Raw genomic sequence first — 24,702 nt, forward strand, 5'->3', positions numbered from 1 at the left:
AGCGCCTCTTTCGACCGACCCTGGTCCAACCTCGAGTCCCTCCGGAGACGTGAATGGCCTTTTGGAAGCAGTTTGTACTTTCGCTCATCGTCATTATTGCCGGCTTTGCCGCGTGGGTTTTCTTCGTGCCCGGCGCCGGCGATACGATGCGCGATGCAGGCATTCCAGACAGCATCGTTTCCAAGATCGCGCCGAAGGCCGGGGAGACGGCCGATGCCGACGCTCCCGCCCGGGCGCAAGGGCAGCAGCGTGGCGAGGGACAAGGGCAGGGACAGAACCGCCGCAATGGCGGCGGGCGCAACAACACCATTCTCGTCGCGACGCAGGCCGTCGTCCAAGGGATCGTCAACGACCGGCTGAACGCCATCGGCACGGGTGACGCGATCCGTTCGGTTGCGGTCACGCCGCAGGCATCCGGCACGATCCGCGAAATTCTCATCAAGTCGGGCGATAGGGTGACGGCCGGCCAGGTGCTGGCCAAGCTCGACAGCGAGGAGCAGGTGATCGCCCGCGGCCAGGCTGATGTGGCGGTCAAGGCCGCCGTCGAGAAGTCGAATCTCTATCACAACATCAAGTCCAGCGTGTCGCGCATGGACGTGTTCGATTCGGAGATCGCCGAGCAGGGCGCGCGGCTGCAGCTGCAGGCCGCCGAGCTCAATCTCGCCCGGCGCAACATCACCGCGCCGATCGACGGCATCGTCGGCATCGTGCCGGTCAATATCGGCGACAACGTCACGACGAGCATCCCGATCGTCACTCTTGACGACCGTTCGGAAATCCTTGTCGACTACTGGGTGCCGGAGCGCTTCGCCAATACGGTGTCGGTCGGCCAGCCGGTCGAGGCGATGTCTGTGGCAAGGCCGGGGCAGGTGTTTTCGGGCTTGGTCGAAGCCGTCGACAACCGCATCGACGCGGCAAGCCGCACGCTGCGCCTACGCGCCCGGATCGACAACAGTTCGGACGAGCTGCGTGCCGGCATGTCCTTCAGTGTCAGCATGAAATTTCCTGGCGACAAATATCCGGCTGTCGACCCGGTCTCCGTGCAGTGGGATTCGCAGGGCTCCTTCGTCTGGCAGGTCAACGACGACAAGTCGCATAAGGTGCGGGTCAGCATCGTGCAGCGCAACCCGGATTTCGTGCTCGTCAAAGCCGATCTCGAGGATGGCGACGTGATCGTCACACAGGGACTGCAACGCGTGCGTGAGGGTGGGGCGGTGCGCGTGAGCGCCGATGTCGCCGCGACTGCGGAGGTCGCCACCCAATGAACGTGACCGAAATTCATCAGGACCGGGCGTCGGGCAAGCAGAGCTTCACTGCACTTTTCGTTCGTCGACCGATCCTGGCGCTGGTGTTCAACACGCTGATGGTCGTTGCCGGCCTTGCCGCCTATGTCGGCGTCGAGGTGCGCGAACTGCCCGATGTCGACCGTCCCGTCGTCACCGTGCGCACCACCTTCGACGGCGCATCGCCGCAGACGATCGACCAGGAACTGACCAAGGTGATCGAGGGGGCGGTCGCGCGCGTCAGCGGCCTGAAATCGATTTCGTCGACCTCGTCCTTCGGTCAGAGCCGGGTGACGCTGGAATTCTCGGATGCGATCGATCTCTCGGTCGCCGCCAACGACGTGCGCGACGCGATCGGCCGCATTACCCAGAACCTGCCCGACGAAGCGGATGCGCCGCAGATCGTCAAGGCGGATTCGGATTCCTCGGCGATCATGCGCCTTGCCGTCACCTCCACCAATCTCAACATGGACGATCTGACCCAGCTCGTCGAAAACGAGGTGATCGATCGCCTCGCCTCCGTCGACGGGGTTGCCGACGTCGAGGAATATGGCGACCAGGAGAAGGTCTTCCGCGTCGATGTCGACCAGGGGGCTCTTGCCAGCCGCGGGCTGACCATCGGCGACCTGACGAAGGCACTCGACAATGCCGCACTCGACGTGCCGGCCGGCTCGCTGAAGAGCAATACGCAGGATATCGTGGTGCGCGCCACCGCCAACCTGCAGACCCCGGCGGATTTTTCCAACGTCATCCTGCAGGACCGCGTCCGGCTCGGTGACGTCGCGACGGTGATGCTTGGACCACGCGACGGCGAAACGGCGCTGCGCTCCAACGGCAAGCCGGGCATCGGCCTCGGCATCATCCGCCAGGCGCAATCGAATACGCTGAACATCTCGACCGGCATCAAGGCCGCCGTCGACCAGCTGTCGAAGACGCTGCCCGAGGGCACGACGATCGCCATCACCAGCGACGACGCCGTCTTCATCCAGGGTGCGATCCACGAGGTGGTGCTGGCGCTGGTGCTCGCCGCCGTCATCGTCACCGCCGTCATCTACCTCTTCCTGCGCGACTGGCGGGCGACACTGATCCCGGCGGTCAGCATGCCGGTGGCGCTGATCGGCACGCTGGCGGCGATCTACATGGTCGGCTTCTCGATCAACATCCTGACGCTGCTCGCAATCGTACTGGCGACCGGCCTCGTCGTCGACGATGCGATCGTGGTGCTCGAAAATATCGTACGCCGGCGCTCCGAAGGCATGGGGCCGCGCGCTGCCGCCGTGCTCGGAACGCGCGAGGTGTTCTTCGCCGTCGTCGCCACGACGGCGACGCTGGCGGCGGTGTTCATTCCGCTCTCATTCTTGCCGGGACAGGTCGGTGGCCTCTTCCGCGAATTCGGCTTCGTGCTCGCCTTCTCGGTCGGGCTGTCGTCGATCGTGGCGCTGACGCTGTGTCCGATGCTCGCCTCGCGCATGCTGACCAAGCCGATGCTCGAAGATCACGGCATGCTCGGCCGCTTCGGCGGAGCGCTCGCCGATCTCTACAAATGGGCGCTGCACGGCTGTCTCAACGCGCCCTTCGTCGTCATCCTGTTCTCGGTGATCTTTGCCGGTGCGGCACTCATCGCTTTCTCGACGGTGAAGAGCGAGCTGACGCCCGAAGAGGACCGGTCGCTGGTGATGATGCGGCTGACGACGCCGCAGGGATCGAGCCTCGAATATACCCGCGACAAGATGCAACTCGTCGAAGAATATCTGCAGCCGTTGGTCGACAGCGGCGACATCCGCAATATCTTTTCGATCTCCGGGCAGGGCGGTTCGCTGAACAGCGGCTTCATGGTGCTGACGCTCGCTCCCTGGGGAGAGCGTGACAGGACGCAGACGGAGATCGTCGGCGATATCAACCAGGCAGCCTCCAGGGTGCCGGCCCTGCGCGGCAATGCTATTTCCTCGAACAGCCTTCGCATCCGCGGCGCCGGCAGTGGTCTGCAGATGGCGCTGATCGGCAATGATCACGAGGCGCTGACGGCGGCAGCCGCCAAGCTGGTTCAGTCGCTCGAGGCCACCGGCCAGTATGATACGCCGCGCCTGACCAACGAGCCCAGCCAGGCGCAGGTATCGGTCGCGATCGATCGCGAGCGCGCCTCGGATCTCGGCATCGACATAACCGGGCTTTCGACGGCAATCCAATCGCTGCTCGAAGGGCGATCGGTGGTCGACGTCTTCGTCGACGGCGAATCCTATCCTGTGCTTCTGACCTCGACGACGCGGCCGATCGACGATCCGACCGACCTTGAGAACGTGTTCCTGAAGACCGGCGACGGCAAGATCGTACCGATGTCGGTCATCGCCACGATGAAGGAAGGTTCGGTCGCGCCGCAGCTCAACCGCGAGCAGCAGCTCGCCTCCGTGGCGATCACCGCCGGCCTCAGGAACGGCATGTCGCTCGGCGATGCCGTCAGCCAAGTGACTGCGCTCGCCGAGCCGCTGCTGCCGCCAGGCTCCCGCCTGTTGCCGCTCGCCGAGGCGGCGACGCTCGAAGAGAATTCGAGCGGCATGGCGCTGACCTTCGGCTTCGCCATCGTCATCATCTTCCTGGTGCTGGCCGCGCAGTTCGAAAGCGTGCTGTCCTCGCTGATCATCATGTCGACGGTGCCGCTTGGTCTTGCCTGCGCCGTCTTCGCACTTGTTATCACCGGCTCCAGCCTCAACATCTACAGTCAGATCGGCCTGGTGCTGCTCGTCGGCGTCATGGCGAAGAACGGTATCCTGATCGTCGAATTCGCCAATCAGCTGCGCGACCGGGGCGAGGATGTGCGGTCCTCTATCGAGAAGGCCTGCGCGCTGCGCCTTCGCCCCGTGATGATGACGATGATCGCCACCATCCTCGGCGGCGTGCCGCTGGTCTTTGCTCATGGCGCCGGTGCCGAAGCACGCGTTGCGCTCGGCTGGGTGATTGTCGGCGGCCTCGGTTTCGCGACGCTGGTGACGCTGTTCATCACGCCGGTCGCCTATCTGCTGCTTGCCCGCTTCGCCAAGCCGCACGCCCACGAGGAAGCGCGCCTGCACGAAGAAATGTCGGTCGCCACACGGCCGCGCGCCGCACCCGACGACGAGCAGCTGCAGGCCGCCGAATAAGGTTTTATCCGATTGCGAAACGCCGCCGGCCAACCTCGTCCGGCTGCGTTTTTTATGGTGTATGAAACCTTGCAAAATTAGCTAAATTACTTCTGAAGTTTAGTCGTTTGTTAAGCATAAACGGCAATGATTGTGACCAGTAACCGACTGGTCTTCTTCGTTTCTTGAAGGCTGCGATGCGCTGGAGTTTCAGCGACCCCGGACATGAACGTCCGTGCGGCACGGTTCATTTTTAGTTCAGTTTGCGTCTGTTGTGTTTTGGAGTTTAGTCCCGTGAGTATTTATCAGCGCGTCTCCGTGGATGCGGCGCTTTATGTGCTGCGCGATATCAATCGGAATATGACGGTCACGCAAAACCACATCACGACGGGTATGCGTGTCGCAAAAGCCAGCGACAATGCCGTCTACTGGTCGATCGCCACCACCGCGCGGACCGACAATAAAGCGGTTTCGGCCATCCAGGATGCGCTCGGCATGGCCGCAGCGACGATGGGAACGGCCTATACCGGCGTTCAGAGCGTCATCGACGTCGTCTCCGAAATCAAGGCAAAGCTGGTTGCCGCAACCGAAGACGGCATCGACAAGAACAAGATCAACGAAGAGATCAAACAGCTGCAGGAGCAACTGCGCAGCGTTTCGGAATCGGCGACCTTCAACAGCGACAACTGGGTGGTCCTCACCAACGATGCGACGCCGACGCAGCCGCGCCAGATCCCGGCCTCGTTCATCCGCAACGCCGACGGCACGATCTCGATCGGCATGCTGAGCTACCATATCGACAACACGCCCGTCGGGGCGACGACCTCCAAGGACGCGCGCTACCTGATCGACAACCGGGCCACCGGTTCCGGCGAATACGGGGTGCTGACATCGGCCTATTTCGCCACCGAACTTGGTGCTGCGCAAAATTACGTGCTGATGACGAGCAAGAACGGCACCACCACCGGGCAGGTGGTGATCTCGGTGACATCAAGCACGACGCAGGGCCAGATCGGCCAGATGATCAGCGTCGTCGATGCCGCGCTGACGCAACTGACGACGGTCGGTTCGGCCTTCGGCGCGCTGGAAAAGCGCATCAACCTGCAGAACGACTTCGCCACGAAACTGCACGACAACATCACCGCCGGCATCGGCCGGCTTGTCGATGCCGACATGGAGGAGGAGTCGAGCAGGCTGCGGGCGTTGCAGACGCAGCAGCAGCTCGGCCTGCAGTCGCTGAACATCGCCAACGCCACTTACGACACCATGCGGCAGCTCTTCCAGAACGTCTAAGAGGGCGACCCCACTTTCCCTCATTCCTGTGCTCGTCACAGGAATCCAGTGCGCCGAAGCCCTTGGGCGCGATAGACTTTTTCAATCGCAACATTGAGCCATTCACCGCGCGGACGCGCGGTGGCTGGATTCCTGTGACGAGCACAGGAATGAGGGAGGAGAAGTGGGCGCTCCAACACGCGTTACGGAGACGTCAGTCGATGACGGCAATCGTAATGAACGGCACCATCGGCCTGAAAACCGCAATGGCAGGCACGGCTTTATACCTATGGAGGCGCAGGAGCAGTCATCGGCTAAAACTGGTGATATCAGCGCATTCCCGCAACATGGCTGTGTTTCGACGTCCGAATTTGCCCTATCAGGAGAGCATCTTCATTTTCTTGCCGCAATCCTTGCCATTTGCTCGCATCAGTCGAACGGAGACCGTCCTGTCCATGATCAAAAAATTCATACTTCTCGCTATTGCCGCAAGCTATCTCAGCGCCTGCACGACGACCGATCCCTATACCGGTGAACAGAAGGTTTCCAATACGGCCGGCGGCGCGGCGCTCGGCGCGCTGGGCGGTGCTCTCGTCGGCGTGGCTGTCGGAGGCGGTGGCCACGGCAAGCGTAATGCGGCGTTGATCGGCGCAGGCGTCGGGGCTCTCGCCGGCGGTGCGATCGGCAACTACATGGACCAGCAGGAATCCGAGCTTCGCGCCCAGCTCGAAGGCACCGGCATTTCGGTGACCCGCAACGGCGACAACATCATCCTCAACATGCCGTCGAACATCACCTTCGATGTCGATCAGGACGCGGTGAAGCCGGGCTTCTATCCGACGCTGAATTCGGTGGCGATCGTACTGCGCAAGTTCAACCGCACGCTGATCGACGTCAACGGCCATACGGATTCGACCGGCAGCCTGCAGCATAATCAGGACCTGTCGCAGCGCCGTGCACTTTCGGTTGCCGATTATCTCGGCGGCCAGGGCATCGACCAGCGCCGCGTCTCCGCCGTCGGCTTCGGTCCGTCGCAACCCGTTGCCTCCAATGCGAGTGAGGCCGGCCGAGCGCAGAACCGCCGCGTCGAGATCCAGATCGCGCCGATTACGCAGGGCTGATTCTGGCTCATACCGTTTGCGGAAAGGCCGGGTCACGCCCGGCCTTTTTCGTCAGTGCTGCATCGTTGCGCCCTTGGTGATCTTGTCGACGATCTTCTTTTCGGCGCGCAGGGCGATGCCGACCACCTTGGCGTCTTCGGGCGCAAATTCTGCGAAGACGGCGCGGTTGGCCGCGTCGTGGCCGGTCGCAAACATCTCCTCGATGAACAGCGAGCTGGTGATATCGCGCTCCAGCGCGCGGCGGTGAACGGCTGATATGGTCGCCTCGTCGGCGGAGAGCACGATGATCGGCTGGATCGATAGGGGATTATAGAGATTGCCGGCGCGGTCCCTGTAGGCTTCGCCGATGATCTCGGGATGCCGGCCGGCGATGCCTGTCATCAGGAAGGCGGTGACGTTCAGCTTCTGCCAGCCGGCAAGATTGTTTCGCAGGACGACGGCAATTTTGGTATCAAACATCGGACGGTCTTTCACCTATCTACGGGTTATGGAGTATCGGACGCGTTGAACCAGGACTTACATCCGCAGGTCTTCGAAGGTCTTGAACGTTTGTGCGCGGGACCATCCGGCAACGCCATCCTGGCTGCGCCAGCCTTTCCCGGCATCGAGCGCATCGAGGCGCAGTTCTCAGGCAATGCTTTCGAGCCGCATCGGCACGACACCTATGCACTCGGCGTGACTCTGAAGGGGGTTCAGACCTTCCGCTATCGTGGCGAGCGGCGCTTCAGCCTGCCGGGGCAGGTGATCGTGCTACATCCCGACGAAGAGCATGACGGCGGGGCGGGGACGGAGGATGGGCTGCAATACCGCATGCTCTATCTGGAGCCATCGCTGCTTCTCGAATGCCTGAAGGCGGATGGCGTCGGCCTGCCTTTTGTCGATGAACCCGTGATCGGCGATCCTGCGCTAGCAGGCGTGCTGCTGGCAGCACTTGGCGAACTCGACCGCGAACTGGACGCGCTTTTCGTCGACGATTTCGTATCTCAGGTGACGGGCGGGCTGTCACGGCATGCGCGTATGCCTCGCCGGCCGCTGGGCCTGGTCGCCTGGCGGCAAGCGCGGGCGGCACGGGATTATCTCGAGGCGCATGCGACCCGGGCAGTGAATTCCGGCGAGCTTGAGGCGGTGACGGGTCTCGATCGTTTCGCGCTGGCGCGGCATTTCCGGGCGGCCTTCGCCACCAGCCCGCATCGCTACCTTCTGATGCGGCGGCTGCAGCGGGCCCGGGCGATGATCGGCGCGGGCGAGGGGATTTCCGATGTGGCGGCGGCGACCGGCTTTGCCGACCAGAGCCATCTCAACCGCCATTTCAAGAAGGCCTACGGCATGACGCCCGGCCAATGGGTAGCGCTCGCGCACAACCCCAAGCAGGGCACTAGAGCAATTCCAGGAAAAGTGTGAAGCGGTTTTCCGTCCGGAATTGCGTAAAAACAAAAACTTAGAGCGGTTCTGCGTTTCCATGAAAAGCTGAACCGCTCTAGACGGGATTTTCCGCAAGGCCGGAACGGCGGGCGATGAAACGCGCGAGCATCGGGCCGATCATCAGGATCACCAGGAAACGGCCGGTCTGCATTGCCATGACGAAGGGCACGTCGACATCGCTGGAGGCGGCGATGATGGCGACGGAATCGGCGCCGCCGGGGCTGGTGGCGAGATAGGCGGTCAGCGGATCTATGCCTGCGAAGACGTGAAGCGCCACCGCCATGCAGCCGCAGAGCGCCATCAGCAGCACGATGCAGGCCGATACCCTCGGCAGGGCGCGCGCCACGTGCTTGAGGATCGAGCGGGTGAAACGCAGGCCGATGCTCCAGCCGACCAGTGCATAGGCGATGGCGAGCAGCCACATCGGTAACTCAATTTTCAGAAGGCCCATGCCCTGCAGCAAGGCGCCGAGAAAGAGCGGCACGATGATCGTGCCGCCTTGGAGGCGCAGGCGCCGGACGCCATAGGCACAAAAGGCGGTAAAAGCCATCGTCGATGCAAAGGCTGGCCAGTCGATCTCGGGAAAGAGGACGAGCGGCGGCGGTTCGGCGCCGTCGGCTGCCACCCACAGGCGCGAGATCACAGACGCGCCGACGGCAACGAAGACGACGCGCAGATACTGCATGAAGGCGACGAGACGGGCATCGGCGCCATAGGCTTCCGACATGATGACCATGGCGGAGGCGCCGCCCGGCGAGGAACCCCAGACCGCGGTCGTCCCAGGCAGCACCTGCCAGCGCGTCAAAAGCCAGCCGAGGCCGGTGGCGATGGCGATGACCGAGAAGATGAACAGCAGGAAGAGCGGTGCGTCCTTCGCCATCGTGCCGAGAATGTCAGGGGTGATGGTGCGCGCCATCATCAGGCCGACGAGGACCTGGCCGAACTGCAGCGGCCAGAAGGGCACGCGAAGCTTTCCCTTGCCGACGGTCAACGCCAGTGCGATTGCCGCGACCATCGGCCCGATCAGCAGCGAGGCCGGCAAAGCGAAGAGTTCGAGGAAGACGACGAGGGCGGTCGAAAGTGCCAATAGCAGCGCCCATTTCGGCAGGCCGGCATCCCGCAGCAGGCGGCTTGCGTCGCTGAGTGACATGATCCCCGTGTCTTTCCTGGCCGGCGCCAAGCCCTGAGGCTGAAGATGGGAGGGGCTCCGGCATGACGAAGAAAGGCCGGCTGCAGGAGCCGGCTGGCGCGGGTTCGGTATAGGCGGGTGGAAGGCGAGCGGTCAATTGCCAAATTTGGCTTCTCGGCGTCTTAACATGCGAATTTGATTCATGCAGCCGCTTTAAGTCATTGTTTTTGTGTATGTCGCCCTCCTACGTCGCTGCACGGTTTTGGGCGCGGTACGGTCAGAAACGCACATGGCTGGCGAGAAAATCGAGCAGTGCGCGTACGCGTGCCGGCAGCGGACCGCCCTGGCCCATATAGACGGCGTAGAACTCCTCGATATCGCCGGGATTGGCCTCTTCGAGCACCGGCACTAGGCGGCCGGCATCGATATCGGCGCGCACGGTGAAGGCGGCGAGCCGGGCAAGGCCGGCGCCTGATAAGGCGAGGTGGCGCATGGCTTCACCGTCTCCCACCTGCAGGCCCGGGGTGATCGGGATCGTTACCGTTTCGCCACCTTCGCGCAGCGGCCAGCCCTCGACGGCGCGGGCGTAGGAAAAGCCGATGCGGCAACGGCGGCGGAGATCGGCGATCGTGCGTGGTTTGCCATGACGCGAGAGATAATCCGGCGATGCGACGATGATCTTGCCGGTGGCGCCAAGCTTGCGGGCGATCAGGCTGGAATTCTTCAGGGGGCCGGCGCGGATTGCGACATCGGCGCGCTCCTCCATCAGGTCGACTATCCTGTCGGTATGGGAAATATCCAGCGTCACGGCCGGATGAAGCGCCATGAAGGCAGGCACGAGCGGCGCCAGCACATGGTTGCCGAAAGAGCCGCTGGTGTTGATGCGGATGCGGCCTGAGGCCTGTTCACCTGTCGAGGCCTGACGTTCAGCCTCGGCGATATCGGCAAGAATGGTGATGCAGCGCTCGTAGAAGGCACAGCCTTCCGGCGTCAACTGCAGCCTGCGGGTCGAACGGTTGACGAGGCGGGCGCCGAGGCGTGTTTCCAGCCGGGCGACGAGCTTGCTGACAGCCGACGGCGTCATGCGCCGGGCCGTGGCGGCCGCGGAAAAGCCGCCGCGCTCGACGACGCTGACGAAGACCTCCATTTCACCGGAGCGATTGATGTCCTGACGACTCATGATGAATTCAATTCACAGATGATTGTCTCATAGGCAATCTATATCATCGAATGTTCGAGGTCTATCTCATAGGAAATACAGGAGACAGATCCATGGACTATAGAAATCTCGGCGCCTCCGGCCTCAGAGTGCCGGTCTTGAGCTTCGGCGCGGGCACATTCGGCGGCAGCGGGCCGCTGTTCGGCGCCTGGGGCAATACCGATGCCGAGGAAGCGCGGCGGCTCGTCGACATCTGCCTGGAAGCCGGCGTCAATCTCTTCGACACGGCCGACGTCTATTCGGCCGGCGCGTCCGAGGAGGTGCTCGGCCAGGCGATCCGTGGCCGGCGCGACGCTGTGCTGATCTCGACGAAGACGGCGCTGCCGATGGGTGAGGGGCCGCAGGACTGGGGAACATCGCGGGCGCGGTTGATCCGCGCGACCGAGGATGCGCTGCGCCGGCTCGGGACCGACTATATCGACCTGCTGCAGCTTCATGCTTTCGATGCCTCGACGCCGGTCGAGGAGGTGCTGTCGACGCTCGATGGGCTCGTTGCAGCGGGCAAGATCCGCTATGTCGGCGTTTCCAATTTTGCCGGCTGGGAACTGATGAAGTCGCTCGCCGCCGCCGAGCGCCACGGCTATCCGCGTTATGTCGCCCATCAGGTCTATTATTCGCTGGCAGGGCGCGATTACGAATGGGAGCTGATGCCGCTCGGCGCCGACCAGGGTGTGGGAGCCCTCGTCTGGAGCCCGCTTGCCTGGGGACGGTTGACCGGCAAGATCCGCCGCGGCCAGCCGTTGCCTGAGGCAAGCCGGCTGCACGAGACGGCGCAATACGGGCCGCCCGTCGACGACGAGAAGCTGTTCGACATCGTCGAGGTATTACACGCCATCGCAGGCGAGACCGGCCGGACGGTGCCGCAGATCGCCATCAACTGGCTGCTTAACCGGCCGACGGTATCGAGCGTCATCATCGGCGCCCGCAACGAGGAGCAGCTCAGGCAGAACCTCGGCGCGGTCGGCTGGAGCTTGTCGAAGGAGCAGATCGAAAGGCTCGACGCCGTCAGCGCGGTGACGGCGCCCTATCCCTATTTCCCCTATCGGCGACAGGAGGGTTTTGCCCGGCTCAATCCGCCGATCGTCTGAGGCGCCGGGGACGGCGGATTTGTCTATAGCAGCCGGCCTATAACAAAGTGGGAATGAAATCTTCTGCCAATCTTAACTGGACAGTCGCTTTGACTTGCCGCATACCCAGCCTGCTGCATAATTCCTTAAATCGGAATCGATTTAAGGATGAAATTATGCAGCAATTCTAGAGTCCTACAGCGTCCTTTGCGCGGCTGAAAAGACGCGCGGCGCTGTAGCCTGCGGAACACGATATGGTTTCTGCGGAATGGCAGGGAGATCAAAGGGATGGCGCTGAAGGACGCGAAGGCGGGCACACGCAACGAGGCTGGAATTGCCGCGGTGCTCGGCATTCTCAAGCAGAGCTTCGGCGAGCGTTTCCAGACCGGCCAGTCCTTCCGCGAACAGCATGCGCATGCGACCACCTATATCCCGCCGCAACTGCCCGACGGGGTGCTTTTTGCTGAGAGCGCCGAGGATGTGAAGGCGGCGGTCAGAGCCTGTGCGACCCACAAGGTGCCGGTGATCGGTTTCGGCGTCGGCACCTCGCTGGAGGGGCAGGTCAATGCCGCCAATGGCGGTATTTCGATCGATTTCAGCCGCATGAACCGGGTGCTCGAGGTCAATCCCGAAGATCTCGACTGCACCGTCGAACCGGGTGTCACACGCGAGGCGCTGAACATCTACCTGCGCGATACCGGCCTGTTCTTCCCGATCGATCCCGGCGCCAACGCCTCGATCGGCGGCATGGCCTCGACGCGGGCCTCCGGCACCAATGCCGTGCGCTACGGAACGATGAAGGACAATGTGCTTGCCGTCACCGCCGTCACGGCCAATGGCGAGGAGATCCGCACGGCCCGGCGCGCCCGTAAATCCTCGGCGGGCTACGATCTGACGCGGCTCTTCGTCGGCGCCGAGGGCACGCTTGGCATCCTGACCTCGGTGACGCTGCGCCTGCAGGCGATCCCGCAGAAGATTGCCGGAGGGGCCTGTGCCTTTCCGAGCATCAATGCCGCCTGCGATGCCGTCATCATGACGATCCAGATGGGCATTCCGGTGGCGCGTATCGAGCTGCTCGACACAGTACAGATGCGGGCCTGCAACGCCTATTCCAAGCTTTCCTATGCCGAAAGCCCGACGCTGTTCCTCGAATTCCACGGCACCGACGAGACCGTGCCGCTGCAATCGGCAGCCTTTGCCGAGATCGCCGCCGAATGCGGCGGCGGCGAATTCCTATGGACCGCCAATGCCGAGGAGCGGACGAAGCTCTGGAAGGCGCGCCACGACGCCTATTGGGCTGCAAGGGCGCTGGCGCCCGGGCTTGCCGCACTTTCGACCGATGTTTGTGTTCCGATATCGAGGCTTGCCGATTGTGTTTCCGAAACGCAGGCGGATATCGAGGAGCATGGGCTGCTGGGGCCGATCGTCGGCCATGCCGGCGACGGGAACTTCCATGTGCTGCTGTTGTTTGATGACAAGAGCACCGAAGGCGTCGCCGTGGCCGAGGCTTTCGTGCAACGGCTCAACCGGCGGGCGCTCGCAATGGACGGAACATGCACCGGTGAACACGGGGTCGGACAGGGCAAGATGGCGTTTCTGGAACAGGAGCTCGGCGGCGCGGTGGATCTGATGCGACAGGTGAAACAGGCGCTCGATCCGGACGATATCTTCAATCCCGGCAAGATTTTCCACCATGGCTGAAAGCGGAACATTCTCATGAAGTTGGGTCTTGCCCCCGGCATGAATAACGCTAGAACAAGATGATGTTAGGCCGGCTCGCCCTGAAATCTGAATCCTGTTCTCAATTAAAGAGTTAGAGCATGATGTCGTCCGAAAACCGTTCACACTTTTCGGCATCATGCTCTAGTGTCGGCAACAGAATCCCGAATGGAGACGCTTTGCATTGGTAGGCCGGTTCCTCGTCTTTCTGGGGGGAGTGATCGTCGTAGTGCTGTTTGTGGCGCTGCTTGCGCCGCTGTTCATCGACTGGACGGATTTCCGCAAGAATTTCGAGGATCAGGCAAGCCGCATCATCGGCAAGAAGGTCACCGTCTACGGCACGGTGGATGCGCGCCTGCTGCCGTTTCCGTCTGTGACGTTGCATGACGTGCGCGTCGGCCAGGAAGCGGACGGCACGCCGATCGTCAAGGTCGAGCAGTTCTCCATGGATGCGGAGCTTGCACCTTTCCTGTCGGGCGAAGCGCTGATCTTCGACATGCGCGTCGTCAATCCGAAGGTGCGCTTGAGATTGCTCAAGGACGGCACGCTCGACTGGATGCGCGGCAGCCGCGCGGAAATACCGGCAAGGACCGTCGTTCTCGAAAACGTGCATGTCAGCGGCGGCGAGGTCGAATTCATCGACGATCAGTCGGGCCGCTCGCGTCGCATCACCGGCCTCAACGCGGAAATGTCGGCAAAGTCGCTGGCTGGTCCCTGGCGCATCGAGGGCGACGCTGCGCTCGACGGCGAGCACGGCGGCTTCTCGATCTCGAGCAGTCAGCCGGACGAGAAGGGCGTGCTGCGCATGCGCACGAGGCTTTTGCCGGACAAGCACCCTGTCAGCGTCGATCTCGATGGCGAGCTGAAGCTCGTCGACAGCAAGCCGAACTATCAGGGCCAGCTTTCGGCAGCGGTCGAGATCCGCAACAGCGCCAAGCCCGCTAACAAGAAAGAGCAGCCGCCGCGCGTCAAGGGCCGCTTCGAGCTCACCAATGAACGCATTCGGATTCCCGAATACAGGATGGAGATCGGCCCGACGGACGACCCCTATGTCATAACCGGCGAGGCGACGCTCGATACCGGCAATGCGCCGGAATTCCTGTTGACCGCCGACGGCCAGCAGATCGATGTCAACCGCATCGGCAATCAGGGCTCGGCCGGCAAGACGACACGGGATCCCGCTGTTTCGGCGCGCCAGAGGCTGAATTCGCTGATCGATATCGTCGCGCAGGTGCCGATCCCGCAGGTGCCGGGCAAGGCGAGCGTCAAGCTGCCGGCGATCGTTGCCGGCGATACGACGCTACGCGACGTACAGCTGGAGCTCGAACCGGCCGGCACCGGCTGGCTGATCGACAGCGTCACCGGCACGCTGCCGGGGCGCACGCAGGTGGAGGGCAAGGGCAAGCTCCTGCTTCAGGGCGAGCCTTCGTTCAACGGCCAGATCCTGGTGGCCTCCAGCCAGCCGACGGGGCTTGCCTCCTGGCTAGCCGGCTCGGTCGATCCGGCCATCCGGCAATTACGGCAGGCGGGCTTTTCCGCCAATGTCAGCCTGACGCATGAATTGCAGCGTTTCGAAAATCTCGAGGTCGCCATCGGACCGGCGACGCTGAAGGGCCGGCTGGAGCGCCAGGCGATCTCCGGCCAGACGCCGACGCTATCAGTGGCGCTGAACGGCGATACGCTCGATCTTGACGCGCTGCAGGCGCTGAGCGGGCTGATGACCGGCCAGGATGCCGGCGACAACGTGCTCGACCACAAGATCGCCGCCCAGCTCAAGGCCGACAAGTTCACCGCCTTCGGCGTCAGTGCCGAGAATGTCGAGACCACGTTTACGATCGCCGATGGGGCGCTCGCCGTCGATCGGCTGTCGATCAAGAATATCGCCGGCGCCGAGCTGACGGCGACGGGCAGGGCGGAAGGCTCGCTGCTCGATTACAAGGGTGCGGGCGAGATCACCTTCAAATCGGCCGATCCCGGCGGCTTCTTCACCATGCTGCGCGAGCACCTGCCGCATCACCCGGTGCTCGACCGGCTGGTGCGCAATGCCGGCTGGTATGGCAATACGGCGCTTCGCGGCGCGCTGACGCTCGGCGGCGACGAGGGCAATGCGCTGACGGTGACGCTTGCCGGTGTGGCGAACGGCAGCCGCGTCAATCTCGATTACCGCATGTCCGACCTCCTGGCGCTGACCGGCAACGGCACGACGAGCCTCGAGGCGACGCTCGAAAACGCCGTGCCATCAGTCCTGTTCGGCCAGGCCGGGCTCGACCCGCTGCCGGTCGATGTCGGCGCAAATGGCCGGCTGACGCTGAAGGTGAAGGCATCGGGCAACGATCCCGCCGACGCGGCGCTGACCTTTGCGACCGACCGGACCTCGTTCATGGCCAACGGCAAGGTCGATGTCCGGCCGGAGACCTTCATGAACGGCCAGATCGCGCTTTCGCTCGACAGCGCCGATATCGACCCCTATCTCATCATGAACGGCATCGCCCTGCCGCAGACCGGAACCGGGCTGCCGTTCGGCCTGCAGGTCAATGCCGCCGTCGACAGCGACAAGATCGTCTTTTCCGATCTCAAGGGACATGCGGCCGACAACGAATTTTCCGGTGCGCTGACCTTCGACCGTAAGGCTGCGAAGACGACCGCGAGCGGCGGGCTGACACTCTCCAAGGCCGATGCCGGCTGGCTCGGCGAGGCGGTGTTCGGCCAGATCGTCGATCCCGCCAACGGTCAGCTGACGACGGCGGCGCTGGGGCTGCCCGTCTTCAAGGATCTCGACGTCAACGTGAAGCTGGCGGCCAAGGAGTTCTGGCCCGGCTTGCCGGAAACGGCGGTGTCGGACTTCACCAGCAATGTTGCCTACAAGGGCGACGAGTTGCAGCTCAACGACATGGCCGGCAACTGGGACGGTGGAAAGCTCTCCGGCAACCTGCTATTCACCAATGCCAGCGGCACCGGTTTCCTGCAGACGAAGCTTGCGCTTGCCGATTCCGATCTTTCCGGCGTCGTCTGGCTGCGCGACGGCGCGCCGATCGCCAACGGCAAGTTCGGATTGTCGCTGTCGATGGAGGCCTCAGGCAAGACCATCGGCGAGATCGCCAGCTCGCTCAATGGTTCGGGCGAACTGAGGCTCGGCGATACCAGCATACGCGGGTTGAACCTTGCCATCCTTCCGCCGCTGCTTGCCGCGACCGATACGATGCAGGAGCAGATCAATGCCGGCAAGGTGCATCCGATCATCGAGACGCTGCTCAGCAACGGCGAGGCGAAGCTGCCGCCGCTCGGCATCCCCTTCAACATCGCCGACGGGACGCTGAGGGTGCAGAATGTCACCGTCGCCAACGATCTCGCCCGCATCACCGCCGATGCGCAAATCGCGCTACCGGAAGAGCGGATCAGCGCGACGCTGGGTGTCGGGTTCAATCCCGGCACAGAAACGCTTTCCGGCGCCGAGCCGGCGCTCCGGCTGAATTTTTCCGGCATGCTGCCGTCGCCCGGCAAGACGATGGATGTGACCGATATCACCAGCTATCTGTCGCTGCGCGCCTTCGAGCGCGAGCGCCGGCGTGTCGAGCGGCTGCAGGCAGTCGTGCTCGAAAAACAGCGGCTGCGCCGCGAGGTAACGCTCTACCGGTTCAACGACGCCGAGCGCATCAAGGCGGCAGAGATCGAGCAGCAACGGCAGGCGGAGGAAGAGCGGCTGCGCGCGCTGGCGCAGAAAGCAGCCGCTGAGAAGGCTGCTGCCGAGGCGGAGGCCGCACGCGCGGCGGAAGCCAAAGCGAAGGCGGATGCGGATGCGCAGGCGAGAGCCGCTGCCGAGGCGGAAGCAGCACGGCGCAGCGGGCAAGCGCAGCCCGGTCCGCTCGATTTCGATCAGTTGCCGGGCGTTCAGGCGCAGTGAAAGCGCATAGAATTTGATTCATGCAAGACGCTTCAGGTCTTTGTTTTCATTGATGTCGTCCCAAATCGCTACGCAATTTTGAGCAGCATGCATCAAGGCTGGTGGCCAGCGCCGGCCTTCAGCCAGGAAAGCACATGCAAGCGCAGCGCCGAGGACAGGTTGCTGTCCGGTGGGCGGTGGTCGTCGATTTCGGAGATCAGGGCGGCGAGCGGCATCGCACGGGCTGCGGCAATCGTCTTCAGCTCGGTCCAGAACTCATCCTCCAGCGAGAAACTGGTGCGATGGCCGTGCAATGTCGCCGAATGCTTGCGAATCATGGGGCCTTCACATCCCGGACGGAGCACAGCGCGTCAGAGACGCGTTCCGGACTCTCTATCAAATTAAGCGTGGGTTGGCAGATTGATTCAAGGAAAGAGCGCAAGTGGCTGATCGCAGAATCCATTCCAGCTTTTCACGCTTTGCGTGAAAGCGTCACGCGCCGTCGTCATCCGTCTCGATCCGGCCGTCGCGATGGGCTTTGTCGGCCTTGTCGTTCAGGCTGCGGGTCAGTTGCTTTTCGGTCTTGGTGCGGCCGAAGGAGATGCGGTTCTGCTCGGCCTGCTTCTCCTTTTCGGAGCGGGCCTGCTTCTTGCGGAACTGGCGCAGATTGATGATTTCGGCGCTCATGCGGTTGCCTGGACCCTCACAAAAAAGGGAGGCTTGGCCTCCCTTCAAATCACTGCTTCTTGCGGAAGGAGTCGAGCGAGACGACGGAGCCCGGTTTCTTCTCCTCGCCGTCGGCGGGTTTTGCGCCTGCGGCGTCATCGGGTTTTCCGGCCGCATCCACCGGATAGGCGGTGATTTCTCCAGACGGCAATTCCTCGCCATCGGCGAGCGGTACGTCGAATTCGAGCTCGAAGTTGACGGAGGGATCGTAGAAGCCGCGGATCGCATTGAATGGAATGACCAGCTTTTCCGGAACGTCTGAGAAGGAAAGACCGATCTCGAAATGCGTCTCGGTGATCTTCATGTCCCAGAACTGGTGCTGGATGACGATGGTCATCTGCTCGGGGTATTTCGACTTCAGGTGCTGGGAGATGCGCACGCCGGTGGCGCCCGTGAGGAAGGTGATGAAGAAGTGATGATCACCGGGCAGACGGCCCGTCGCTCCGACTTCCGCCAATACCTTGCGGATGACGCCGCGAAGTGCATCCTGTGCCAGAATGTCGTAGCGGATATGATCCTGCCCCATGCTTTTCCTGTCTTTCGTCGGTTCGGAGTCTTTTCACAAGGTTGTATGCCACGTCCGGGCGCCTTGGGAAAGACCGGAGCCGAGTCACGTTTTTAAGCAACATACATGATTTCGGCGGCAGGGAGAAGGTGAAGGCTTCTGTTGCCAGGTGCCTTCGGACCCCGCCTAGAGGTGCGAACCACTAGGACTTTATTTGAAGTGTCACACCGCGATTAAGCAGCGAGACGAGCTTCCGCATAGTTGTCGTTTGCAACTACAATTTTAGCCCGATAACGGCGGTACAATGCCGAGCAAAAAGACGATCTTTACACCCTTGTCGATCCTGTTTCGCCCCCATCAAAAGCCGGCCTTTGAGGCCGCCGGTTTTTGGTGGAGGCGCCGGGTACCGCCCCCGGGTCCAATAGGTTTATTACACCGCTCATTTATCGCCATAGCCGACCCGAAAGCCGGCAAGGCTGATATAGTGGTTTCCTCAGCCCAAGGAAAGGGCAAACGTCATAAAAGCGTTATGCGACCCATCAGAAACATTGGGAAAATACCCGCCGGTGATTGGTTTCCCGGTTCCGAGGGCTTAAATTGGCCGAAACGGAATCAGCGCGACATGAAGCAATATCTCGATCTCTTGAATCATGTGATGGAAAAGGGCTCCGACCGGGGCGACCGCACCGGCACCGGCACGCGCTCGGTCTTCGGTTACCAGATGCGCTTCGACCTCGAACAAGGCTTCCCCGTCCTTACCACGAAGAAGCTGCATCTGCGCTCCATCATCCATGAGCTTCTCTGGTTCCTGAAGGGCGAGACGAATATCCGCTATCTCAAGGAGAACGGCGTTTCGATCTGGGACGAATGGGCCGATGCAAACGGCGATCTCGGGCCGGTCTACGGCGCCCAGTGGCGCTCCTGGCCAGAGCCCGACGGCGGCCATATCGACCAGATCGCCAATCTCGTCAAAGGCATCGTCAACAATCCGAATTCGCGCCGCCACATCGTTTCGGCCTGGAATCCGGCCGAAGTGGACGAAATGGCGCTGCCGCCCTGCCATTGCCTGTTCCAGTTCTATGTGGCTGACGGCAAGCTTTCCTGCCAGCTCTACCAGCGCTCGGCCGATATCTTCCTCGGCGTGCCATTCAACATCGCTTCCTATGCGCTGCTGACGATGATGGTGGCTCAGGTGACCGGGCTGAAGCCCGGCGATTTCGTCCACACGCTCGGCGACGCCCATCTCTATCACAACCATTTCGACCAGGCGAAGCTGCAGCTGGCTCGCCGGCCGAAGCCGCTGCCGTTCATGCGCATCAAGCCTGGTGTGAAGGACATTTTCGGCTTCACCTTCGACGATTTCGAGCTGATCGGCTACGAGGCCGATGCCAGCATCAAGGCGCCGATCGCCGTCTGATCCGGGATATTCCATGGCCGACATCCGCAGGACCATTATCGCCGCCGTTGCCCGCAACGGCATTATCGGCCGCGACGGCGACATGCCGTGGCGGCTTTCGAGCGATCTCAAGCGCTTCAAGGCGATGACATTGGGAAAGCCTGTCGTGATGGGCCGCAAGACTTACGATTCGATCGGCAAGCCGCTGCCGGGACGGCCGAACGTCGTCATTTCGCGGCAAGCGGCGATAGACCATCCTGATGTCTCCATGGCCCATTCGCTGTCCGAGGCGATGGTGGCGGCCGACAGGTTGGCGCTCGAAACCGGCGTCGACGAGATCTGCATTATCGGCGGCGGGCAGGTCTATGCCCAGGCGATCGGTCTTGCCGACCGGATGTGCATCACGCATGTCGAGGCCGATCTCGACGGAGACGCGTCGTTTCCCGCGATCGATCCCGCCATCTGGCAGGCGGGGGAGGCGATCGCGGTTCCGGCCGGCGAAAAGGACAGTTATCCCACGCGTTTCATCGTCTACGAACGCCGTTACGCCTGAAAATGAACTATTTTCCAATTAAATTGACCAAGTTTCTCACGCTGCGTTGAAAGCCGATGCGGTGATACCTATAACGGTCACCAACGCGTCCACCGGTCAGCCCCCACGGTTTCGGATGCGTGGAGACTTAACGAACAACGAGGTTTTGATGCCCTGGAGCAATCAGAATGGCGGCGGCGGCCCTTGGGGCGGCGGCGGCGGTAATAATCAGGGACCATGGGGACAGGGGCCGAACCGGCCGCGCGGTGGCGGCGGCAAGGGGGGACCGCCTGATCTGGAAGATATCATCCGGCGCGGCCAGGACCAACTGCGCAACATCATCCCCGGCGGCTTCAACGGCGGCGTGGCAGTGATCGTCGTGGCGATTGTCGCCGTCTTCTGGCTGATCCAGTGCATTTATGTCGTGCAGCCGGACGAGCGCGGCGTCGAACTGCGGTTCGGCAAGCCGAAGGACGAGATTTCCATGCCGGGCCTGCATTTCCACATGTGGCCGATGGAGACCGTGGAGACGGTCAAGGTGACCGTGCAGCAATTGAACATCGGGGCGACTTCGGCCTCGTCTTCAAACGGCTTGATGCTGTCCAGCGACAAGAGCGTCATCAATGTGCAGTTCGCTGTCTTCTATACCGTCAGCGATCCCAAGGCCTATCTATTCAACGTCGAAAATCCGGCAGAGACGCTGCAGCAGGTTTCCGACAGTGCCATGCGTGAAATCGTCGGCCGACGCCCGGCGCAGGACGCCTTCCGCAGCAATCGTCAGCCGATCGAAGTGGACGTGCTCAATATCCTGCAGGACACGATGAACCGCTATGGCGCGGGCGTGACCGTGACCGGCGTGACGATCCAGAACGTGGCGCCGCCGCGGGAAGTCGCCGATGCTTTCGAAGAAGTGCAGCGTGCCGGCCGTGACCGCGACAGCACGATCGAAGAGGCCAATCGCTACACGAACCAGAAGCTCGGCCAAGCGCGAGGCGATGCGGCCAGAATCCGTGAAGATGCAGCCGCCTACAAGGACCGTGTCGTGAAGGAGGCGGAAGGTGAAGCGCAGCGATTCACCGCGATCAACGACGAATATTCCAAGGCGCCCGACGTGACCCGCAAGCGGTTGTATCTCGAAACGATGGAGCAGGTGCTGAAGAATTCCCGGAAGGTCATTATCGACGAGAAGCAGGGCGTCCTGCCCTATCTGCCGCTCAATGAGCTCGGCAAGCCGGCGCAGCAGGGAGGTTGAGTCATGACATCGAACAGACTTCCCATCATTCTCATCATCCTCGCCATCGTGCTGGTCGGGCTTTATTCGTCCATCTTCGTGGTGAATGCACGCGAGCAGGCCATCGTCGTCCGTTTCGGCCAGATCCAGTCGGTCAAGACCGAGCCTGGTATTTATTTCAAGCTGCCCTTCGGCTTCATGGATGCCGACCGCGTTCAGCTGGTCGAAAAACAGGCGCTGAGGCTCGATCTCGACAATATTCGCGTTCAGGTTCAGGATGGCCAGACCTTCGACGTCGATGCCTTCGTGATCTATAACATCGCGGATGTTCGCCGCTTCCGAGAAACGGTATCGGGCGATCGCGAAGCCGCGGAAGCGCGGTTGAGAGCGCAGCTCGATTCATCGCTTCGCCGCGTCTACGGTCTGCGTGACTACAATGCCGCGCTCTCGGAAGAGCGTGTCGCGATGATGCTGGAGATTCGCGACGACCTGCGCACGGATGCCGAAAATCTCGGCCTGCATATAGACGACGTTCGTATCCGGCGCACCGACCTTTCGCCGGAGGTTGCGCCGAACACCTATAATGCCATGCGGTCGGAACGCCTCGCCGAGGCCGAGCGTATCCGGGCCGAGGGCAATGAGGAAGGCCAGCGGCGGCGAGCCATCGCCGACCGTCAGGTCGTCGAGTTCACCGCAGGCGCCCAGCGCGATGCGGAAATCCTTCGAGGCCAGGGCGATGCGGAACGCAACCGCGTCTTCGCCGAAGTCTTCAGCAAGGATCCAGCCTTCTTCGAGTTCTATCGCTCGATGGCGGCCTATTCCTCCGCTCTCTCGTCGCAGGACACGACGCTGGTGCTGTCGCCGAATTCGGAATTCTTCCGCTATTTCGACAATGCCGCCGGCACCCTGCAGCCGACAAATCCGGCCGCCCCAGTTCCGGCAGTTCCCGGCGCAGCTGCTCCCGCAGCACCCGCCCAGCCGGCGAACTGACGGTAGGAGAAACGAGCCCGATAATTCTGGAAGGGCCGGCCCGAGCGCCGGCCCTTTTTTCGTGGAATGATTGTGACGATCCGGCTTTTGCGAGGGCACGTCACATTGCACGGGGATTTCGCGAAAAGGTGATTTCACCCTCCATCATTCCGCCTTATGCTGATGCTCAATGTGCGCATTGCACCCCTTATGAGGAAGCTTGATGGCCCCCACGATTCGCTCGCCCTTCAGACGAACGCTCGCGCTTATGGCCAGCGCCGCAATCTTGGCGCAAGCCGGCGTGAGCGGGATTGCCTATGCGCAAACCACGCCTGAGACGACCGCACCCGGGGTTATTGCACCCGCTCCAGCTACTCCGGAAACGGCTGCTCCCGCTCCTACTCCTCCCGCAGCCGTCGCACCGCAGCAGACCGCTCCGATCCAGGCCGCCGTGCCCAACACTGGCCCGGCTTCCGTCGCCGATCTCGCCGAGGGGCTGCTCGACGCCGTGGTCAATATCTCGACCTCGCAGAAGGTGAAGGACGATGAGGGCGCGGGGCCGGCGCCGCGCGCGCCCGACGGCTCGCCTTTCCAGGAATTCTTCAATGACTTCTTTAACAAGCAGCAAGGTAACAAGGGCGGCAACCACAATGTCAGCTCGCTTGGCTCCGGCTTCGTCATCGATCCGGCCGGCTATATCGTCACCAACAATCACGTGATCGAGGGCGCCGACGATATCGAGATCAATTTTGCCAATGGTTCGAAGCTCAAGGCGAAGCTGATCGGCACCGATACGAAGACCGATCTTTCGGTGCTGAAGGTCGAGCCGAAGACGCCGCTGAAATCCGTGAAATTCGGCGACTCCAGCACGATGCGCATCGGCGACTGGGTGATGGCGATCGGCAATCCGTTCGGCTTCGGTGGTTCAGTGACGGTGGGCATCATTTCCGGGCGGGGCCGCAACATCAATGCCGGTCCCTACGACAACTTCATCCAGACGGATGCGGCGATCAACAAGGGTAATTCCGGTGGCCCGCTCTTCAATATGAAGGGTGAAGTGATCGGCATCAACACGGCGATCATTTCGCCGAGCGGCGGCTCGATCGGTATCGGCTTCTCGGTGCCGTCGGAGCTTGCTTCCGGCGTCGTCGACCAGCTGCGCGAATATGGCGAGACGCGGCGCGGCTGGCTCGGCGTGCGCATCCAGCCGGTGACCGACGATATCGCCGACAGCCTCGGGCTCGACACTGCAAAGGGCGCGCTGGTCGCCGGCGTCATCAAAGGCGGCCCCGTCGACGACGGCTCGATCAAGGCGGGTGACGTCATTTTGAAATTCGACGGCAAGACCGTCAGCGAAATGCGCGACCTGCCGCGCGTCGTGGCGGAAAGCACGGTCGGCAAGGAAGTCGACGTCGTGGTGCTGCGCGACGGCAAGGAGCAGACCGTCAAGGTGAAGCTCGGCCGGCTCGAGGACAGCGATCAGGCGGCTGCATCCAACGATGCACCCGATGGCTCGCAGGACGACGGCGTGATCACTCCGGATCCCGGCGAGAATAATGATATGGACCAGCCGGATTCAGGCGATCAGGCCAAGCCTGCACCTGATACACCCGACCAGCATAAGGGCCAGGTGTCGCCGGATGCGGCCACGCCGAAGAACGTGCTCGGACTGTCGCTCTCGCTGTTGAGCGCCGAGACTCGCAAGGCCTTCGGCATCGCCGAGAGCGTCGATGGCGTCGTCGTGACGGAAGTGACGCCCGGCTCCGCTTCCGCCGAAAAGGGGCTGAAGCCCGGCGACGTGATTGTCGAGGTGGCGCAGGAGTTCATGAAGTCGCCTGATGCGGTCGCCGCCAAGGTGCAGGCGCTGAAACAGGAAGGCCGCCGCAACGCCCAGCTGATGATCGCGTCGGCGAATGGCGATCTGCGGTTTGTGGCGGTTCCGATGGAATAAGAAAAGCTATGGCGGTGATGGATGCCGCCGTGGTCTCCGATTCTCCCTCACACCTGTGGCATCGCAAAGCCCTGAGGGCACTGATAACGAGGAGAGGGTGTGCCGTGTGATACACCCCCCTCTGCCCTGCCGGGCATCTCCCCCACAGGTGGGGAGATCGGCAGGAA

Annotated in this window: 19 protein-coding genes and 1 other RNA gene; 13 read left to right on the forward strand and 7 right to left on the reverse strand. The window is 62.4% G+C overall.

Translation table 11 applies throughout. From position 1 onward, the window contains the following. Positions 1 to 53: 53 nt before the first annotated feature. The 4 genes from HX898_RS01195 (at position 54) to HX898_RS01210 (ending at position 6,789) form a co-directional block, all read left to right on the forward strand. Positions 54 to 1,265, forward strand: a complete 1,212-nt coding sequence (locus HX898_RS01195) for an efflux RND transporter periplasmic adaptor subunit (RefSeq protein WP_138330542.1) — start codon at positions 54 to 56, stop codon at positions 1,263 to 1,265. Next, positions 1,262 to 4,417, forward strand: coding sequence for an efflux RND transporter permease subunit (locus HX898_RS01200; RefSeq protein WP_138387091.1), 3,156 nt, complete (start codon positions 1,262 to 1,264; stop codon positions 4,415 to 4,417). The genes HX898_RS01195 and HX898_RS01200 overlap by 4 nt, the downstream gene beginning before the upstream one ends. Positions 4,418 to 4,690: 273 nt before the next feature. After that, positions 4,691 to 5,689 (forward strand): flagellin, encoded by a 999-nt coding sequence (locus HX898_RS01205; RefSeq protein ID WP_180193755.1) that lies wholly within the window; start codon positions 4,691 to 4,693, stop codon positions 5,687 to 5,689. A gap of 434 nt (positions 5,690 to 6,123) precedes the next feature. After that, positions 6,124 to 6,789: an OmpA family lipoprotein gene (locus tag HX898_RS01210; protein ID WP_003541337.1), complete on the forward strand. Its 666-nt coding sequence runs from the start codon at positions 6,124 to 6,126 to the stop codon at positions 6,787 to 6,789. Between the two features lie 51 nt (positions 6,790 to 6,840). On the opposite strand, the gene HX898_RS01215 is transcribed toward HX898_RS01210, so the two are convergent. Further along, positions 6,841 to 7,248, reverse strand: coding sequence for a DUF2000 family protein (locus HX898_RS01215; protein ID WP_003560946.1), 408 nt, complete (start codon positions 7,246 to 7,248; stop codon positions 6,841 to 6,843). A 45-nt stretch (positions 7,249 to 7,293) separates the two neighbouring features. Here HX898_RS01215 and HX898_RS01220 point away from each other — a divergent pair, with 45 nt between their 5' ends. Beyond that, a complete protein-coding gene (locus tag HX898_RS01220; protein WP_138387094.1) occupies positions 7,294 to 8,190 on the forward strand; it encodes an AraC family transcriptional regulator in 897 nt (298 codons plus the stop codon). A 76-nt stretch (positions 8,191 to 8,266) separates the two neighbouring features. On the opposite strand, the gene HX898_RS01225 is transcribed toward HX898_RS01220, so the two are convergent. Beyond that, positions 8,267 to 9,361: an AbrB family transcriptional regulator gene (locus HX898_RS01225; protein ID WP_138387095.1), complete on the reverse strand. Its 1,095-nt coding sequence runs from the start codon at positions 9,359 to 9,361 to the stop codon at positions 8,267 to 8,269. A 256-nt stretch (positions 9,362 to 9,617) separates the two neighbouring features. Next, on the reverse strand, positions 9,618 to 10,520 hold the full coding sequence (locus HX898_RS01230; RefSeq protein WP_180193756.1) for a LysR family transcriptional regulator: 903 nt from the start codon (positions 10,518 to 10,520) through the stop codon (positions 9,618 to 9,620). A gap of 92 nt (positions 10,521 to 10,612) precedes the next feature. On the opposite strand from HX898_RS01230, the gene HX898_RS01235 reads away from it, so the two are divergent. The 3 genes from HX898_RS01235 to HX898_RS01245 all read left to right on the forward strand — a co-directional run bounded on the left by HX898_RS01235 (position 10,613) and on the right by HX898_RS01245 (position 17,246). Next, entirely contained in the window at positions 10,613 to 11,647 is a 1,035-nt protein-coding gene (locus tag HX898_RS01235; protein ID WP_180193757.1) for an aldo/keto reductase, read from the forward strand. Between the two features lie 267 nt (positions 11,648 to 11,914). Continuing rightward, a complete protein-coding gene (locus HX898_RS01240) occupies positions 11,915 to 13,327 on the forward strand; it encodes an FAD-linked oxidase C-terminal domain-containing protein (protein WP_180193758.1) in 1,413 nt (470 codons plus the stop codon). A 202-nt stretch (positions 13,328 to 13,529) separates the two neighbouring features. Beyond that, a complete protein-coding gene (locus tag HX898_RS01245; RefSeq protein ID WP_180193759.1) occupies positions 13,530 to 17,246 on the forward strand; it encodes an AsmA-like C-terminal region-containing protein in 3,717 nt (1,238 codons plus the stop codon). Between the two features lie 92 nt (positions 17,247 to 17,338). Here HX898_RS01245 and HX898_RS01250 read toward each other — a convergent pair whose 3' ends face one another. The 4 genes from HX898_RS01250 to ssrA form a co-directional block, all read right to left on the reverse strand. Continuing rightward, positions 17,339 to 17,563: a ribbon-helix-helix domain-containing protein gene (locus tag HX898_RS01250; protein ID WP_180193760.1), complete on the reverse strand. Its 225-nt coding sequence runs from the start codon at positions 17,561 to 17,563 to the stop codon at positions 17,339 to 17,341. A 154-nt stretch (positions 17,564 to 17,717) separates the two neighbouring features. Then, positions 17,718 to 17,912, reverse strand: a complete 195-nt coding sequence (locus HX898_RS01255; RefSeq protein WP_003541320.1) for a DUF4169 family protein — start codon at positions 17,910 to 17,912, stop codon at positions 17,718 to 17,720. A 49-nt stretch (positions 17,913 to 17,961) separates the two neighbouring features. Beyond that, positions 17,962 to 18,477 (reverse strand): SspB family protein, encoded by a 516-nt coding sequence (locus tag HX898_RS01260; RefSeq protein WP_138387101.1) that lies wholly within the window; start codon positions 18,475 to 18,477, stop codon positions 17,962 to 17,964. Between the two features lie 127 nt (positions 18,478 to 18,604). Beyond that, positions 18,605 to 18,967: a transfer-messenger RNA gene (gene ssrA / locus HX898_RS01265) on the reverse strand. A gap of 111 nt (positions 18,968 to 19,078) precedes the next feature. On the opposite strand from ssrA, the gene HX898_RS01270 reads away from it, so the two are divergent. The 5 genes from HX898_RS01270 (at position 19,079) to HX898_RS01290 (ending at position 24,535) form a co-directional block, all read left to right on the forward strand. Next, positions 19,079 to 19,873 (forward strand): thymidylate synthase, encoded by a 795-nt coding sequence (locus HX898_RS01270; RefSeq protein WP_180193761.1) that lies wholly within the window; start codon positions 19,079 to 19,081, stop codon positions 19,871 to 19,873. A 13-nt stretch (positions 19,874 to 19,886) separates the two neighbouring features. Then, entirely contained in the window at positions 19,887 to 20,405 is a 519-nt protein-coding gene (locus tag HX898_RS01275) for a dihydrofolate reductase (protein ID WP_180193762.1), read from the forward strand. A gap of 148 nt (positions 20,406 to 20,553) precedes the next feature. After that, a complete protein-coding gene (gene hflK, locus HX898_RS01280; RefSeq protein ID WP_138330553.1) occupies positions 20,554 to 21,636 on the forward strand; it encodes an FtsH protease activity modulator HflK in 1,083 nt (360 codons plus the stop codon). Between the two features lie 3 nt (positions 21,637 to 21,639). Then, a complete protein-coding gene (locus HX898_RS01285; RefSeq protein ID WP_180193763.1) occupies positions 21,640 to 22,605 on the forward strand; it encodes a protease modulator HflC in 966 nt (321 codons plus the stop codon). Positions 22,606 to 22,807: 202 nt separating this feature from the next. Continuing rightward, complete coding sequence (locus HX898_RS01290) at positions 22,808 to 24,535, forward strand: DegQ family serine endoprotease (RefSeq protein ID WP_180193764.1); 1,728 nt, start codon at positions 22,808 to 22,810, stop codon at positions 24,533 to 24,535. The last annotated feature ends 167 nt before the right edge of the window (positions 24,536 to 24,702 follow it).

The sequence above is a fragment of the Rhizobium sp. WYCCWR 11128 genome, assembly GCF_013416305.1.
Taxonomy (GTDB): Bacteria; Pseudomonadota; Alphaproteobacteria; order Rhizobiales; family Rhizobiaceae; genus Rhizobium; species Rhizobium indicum.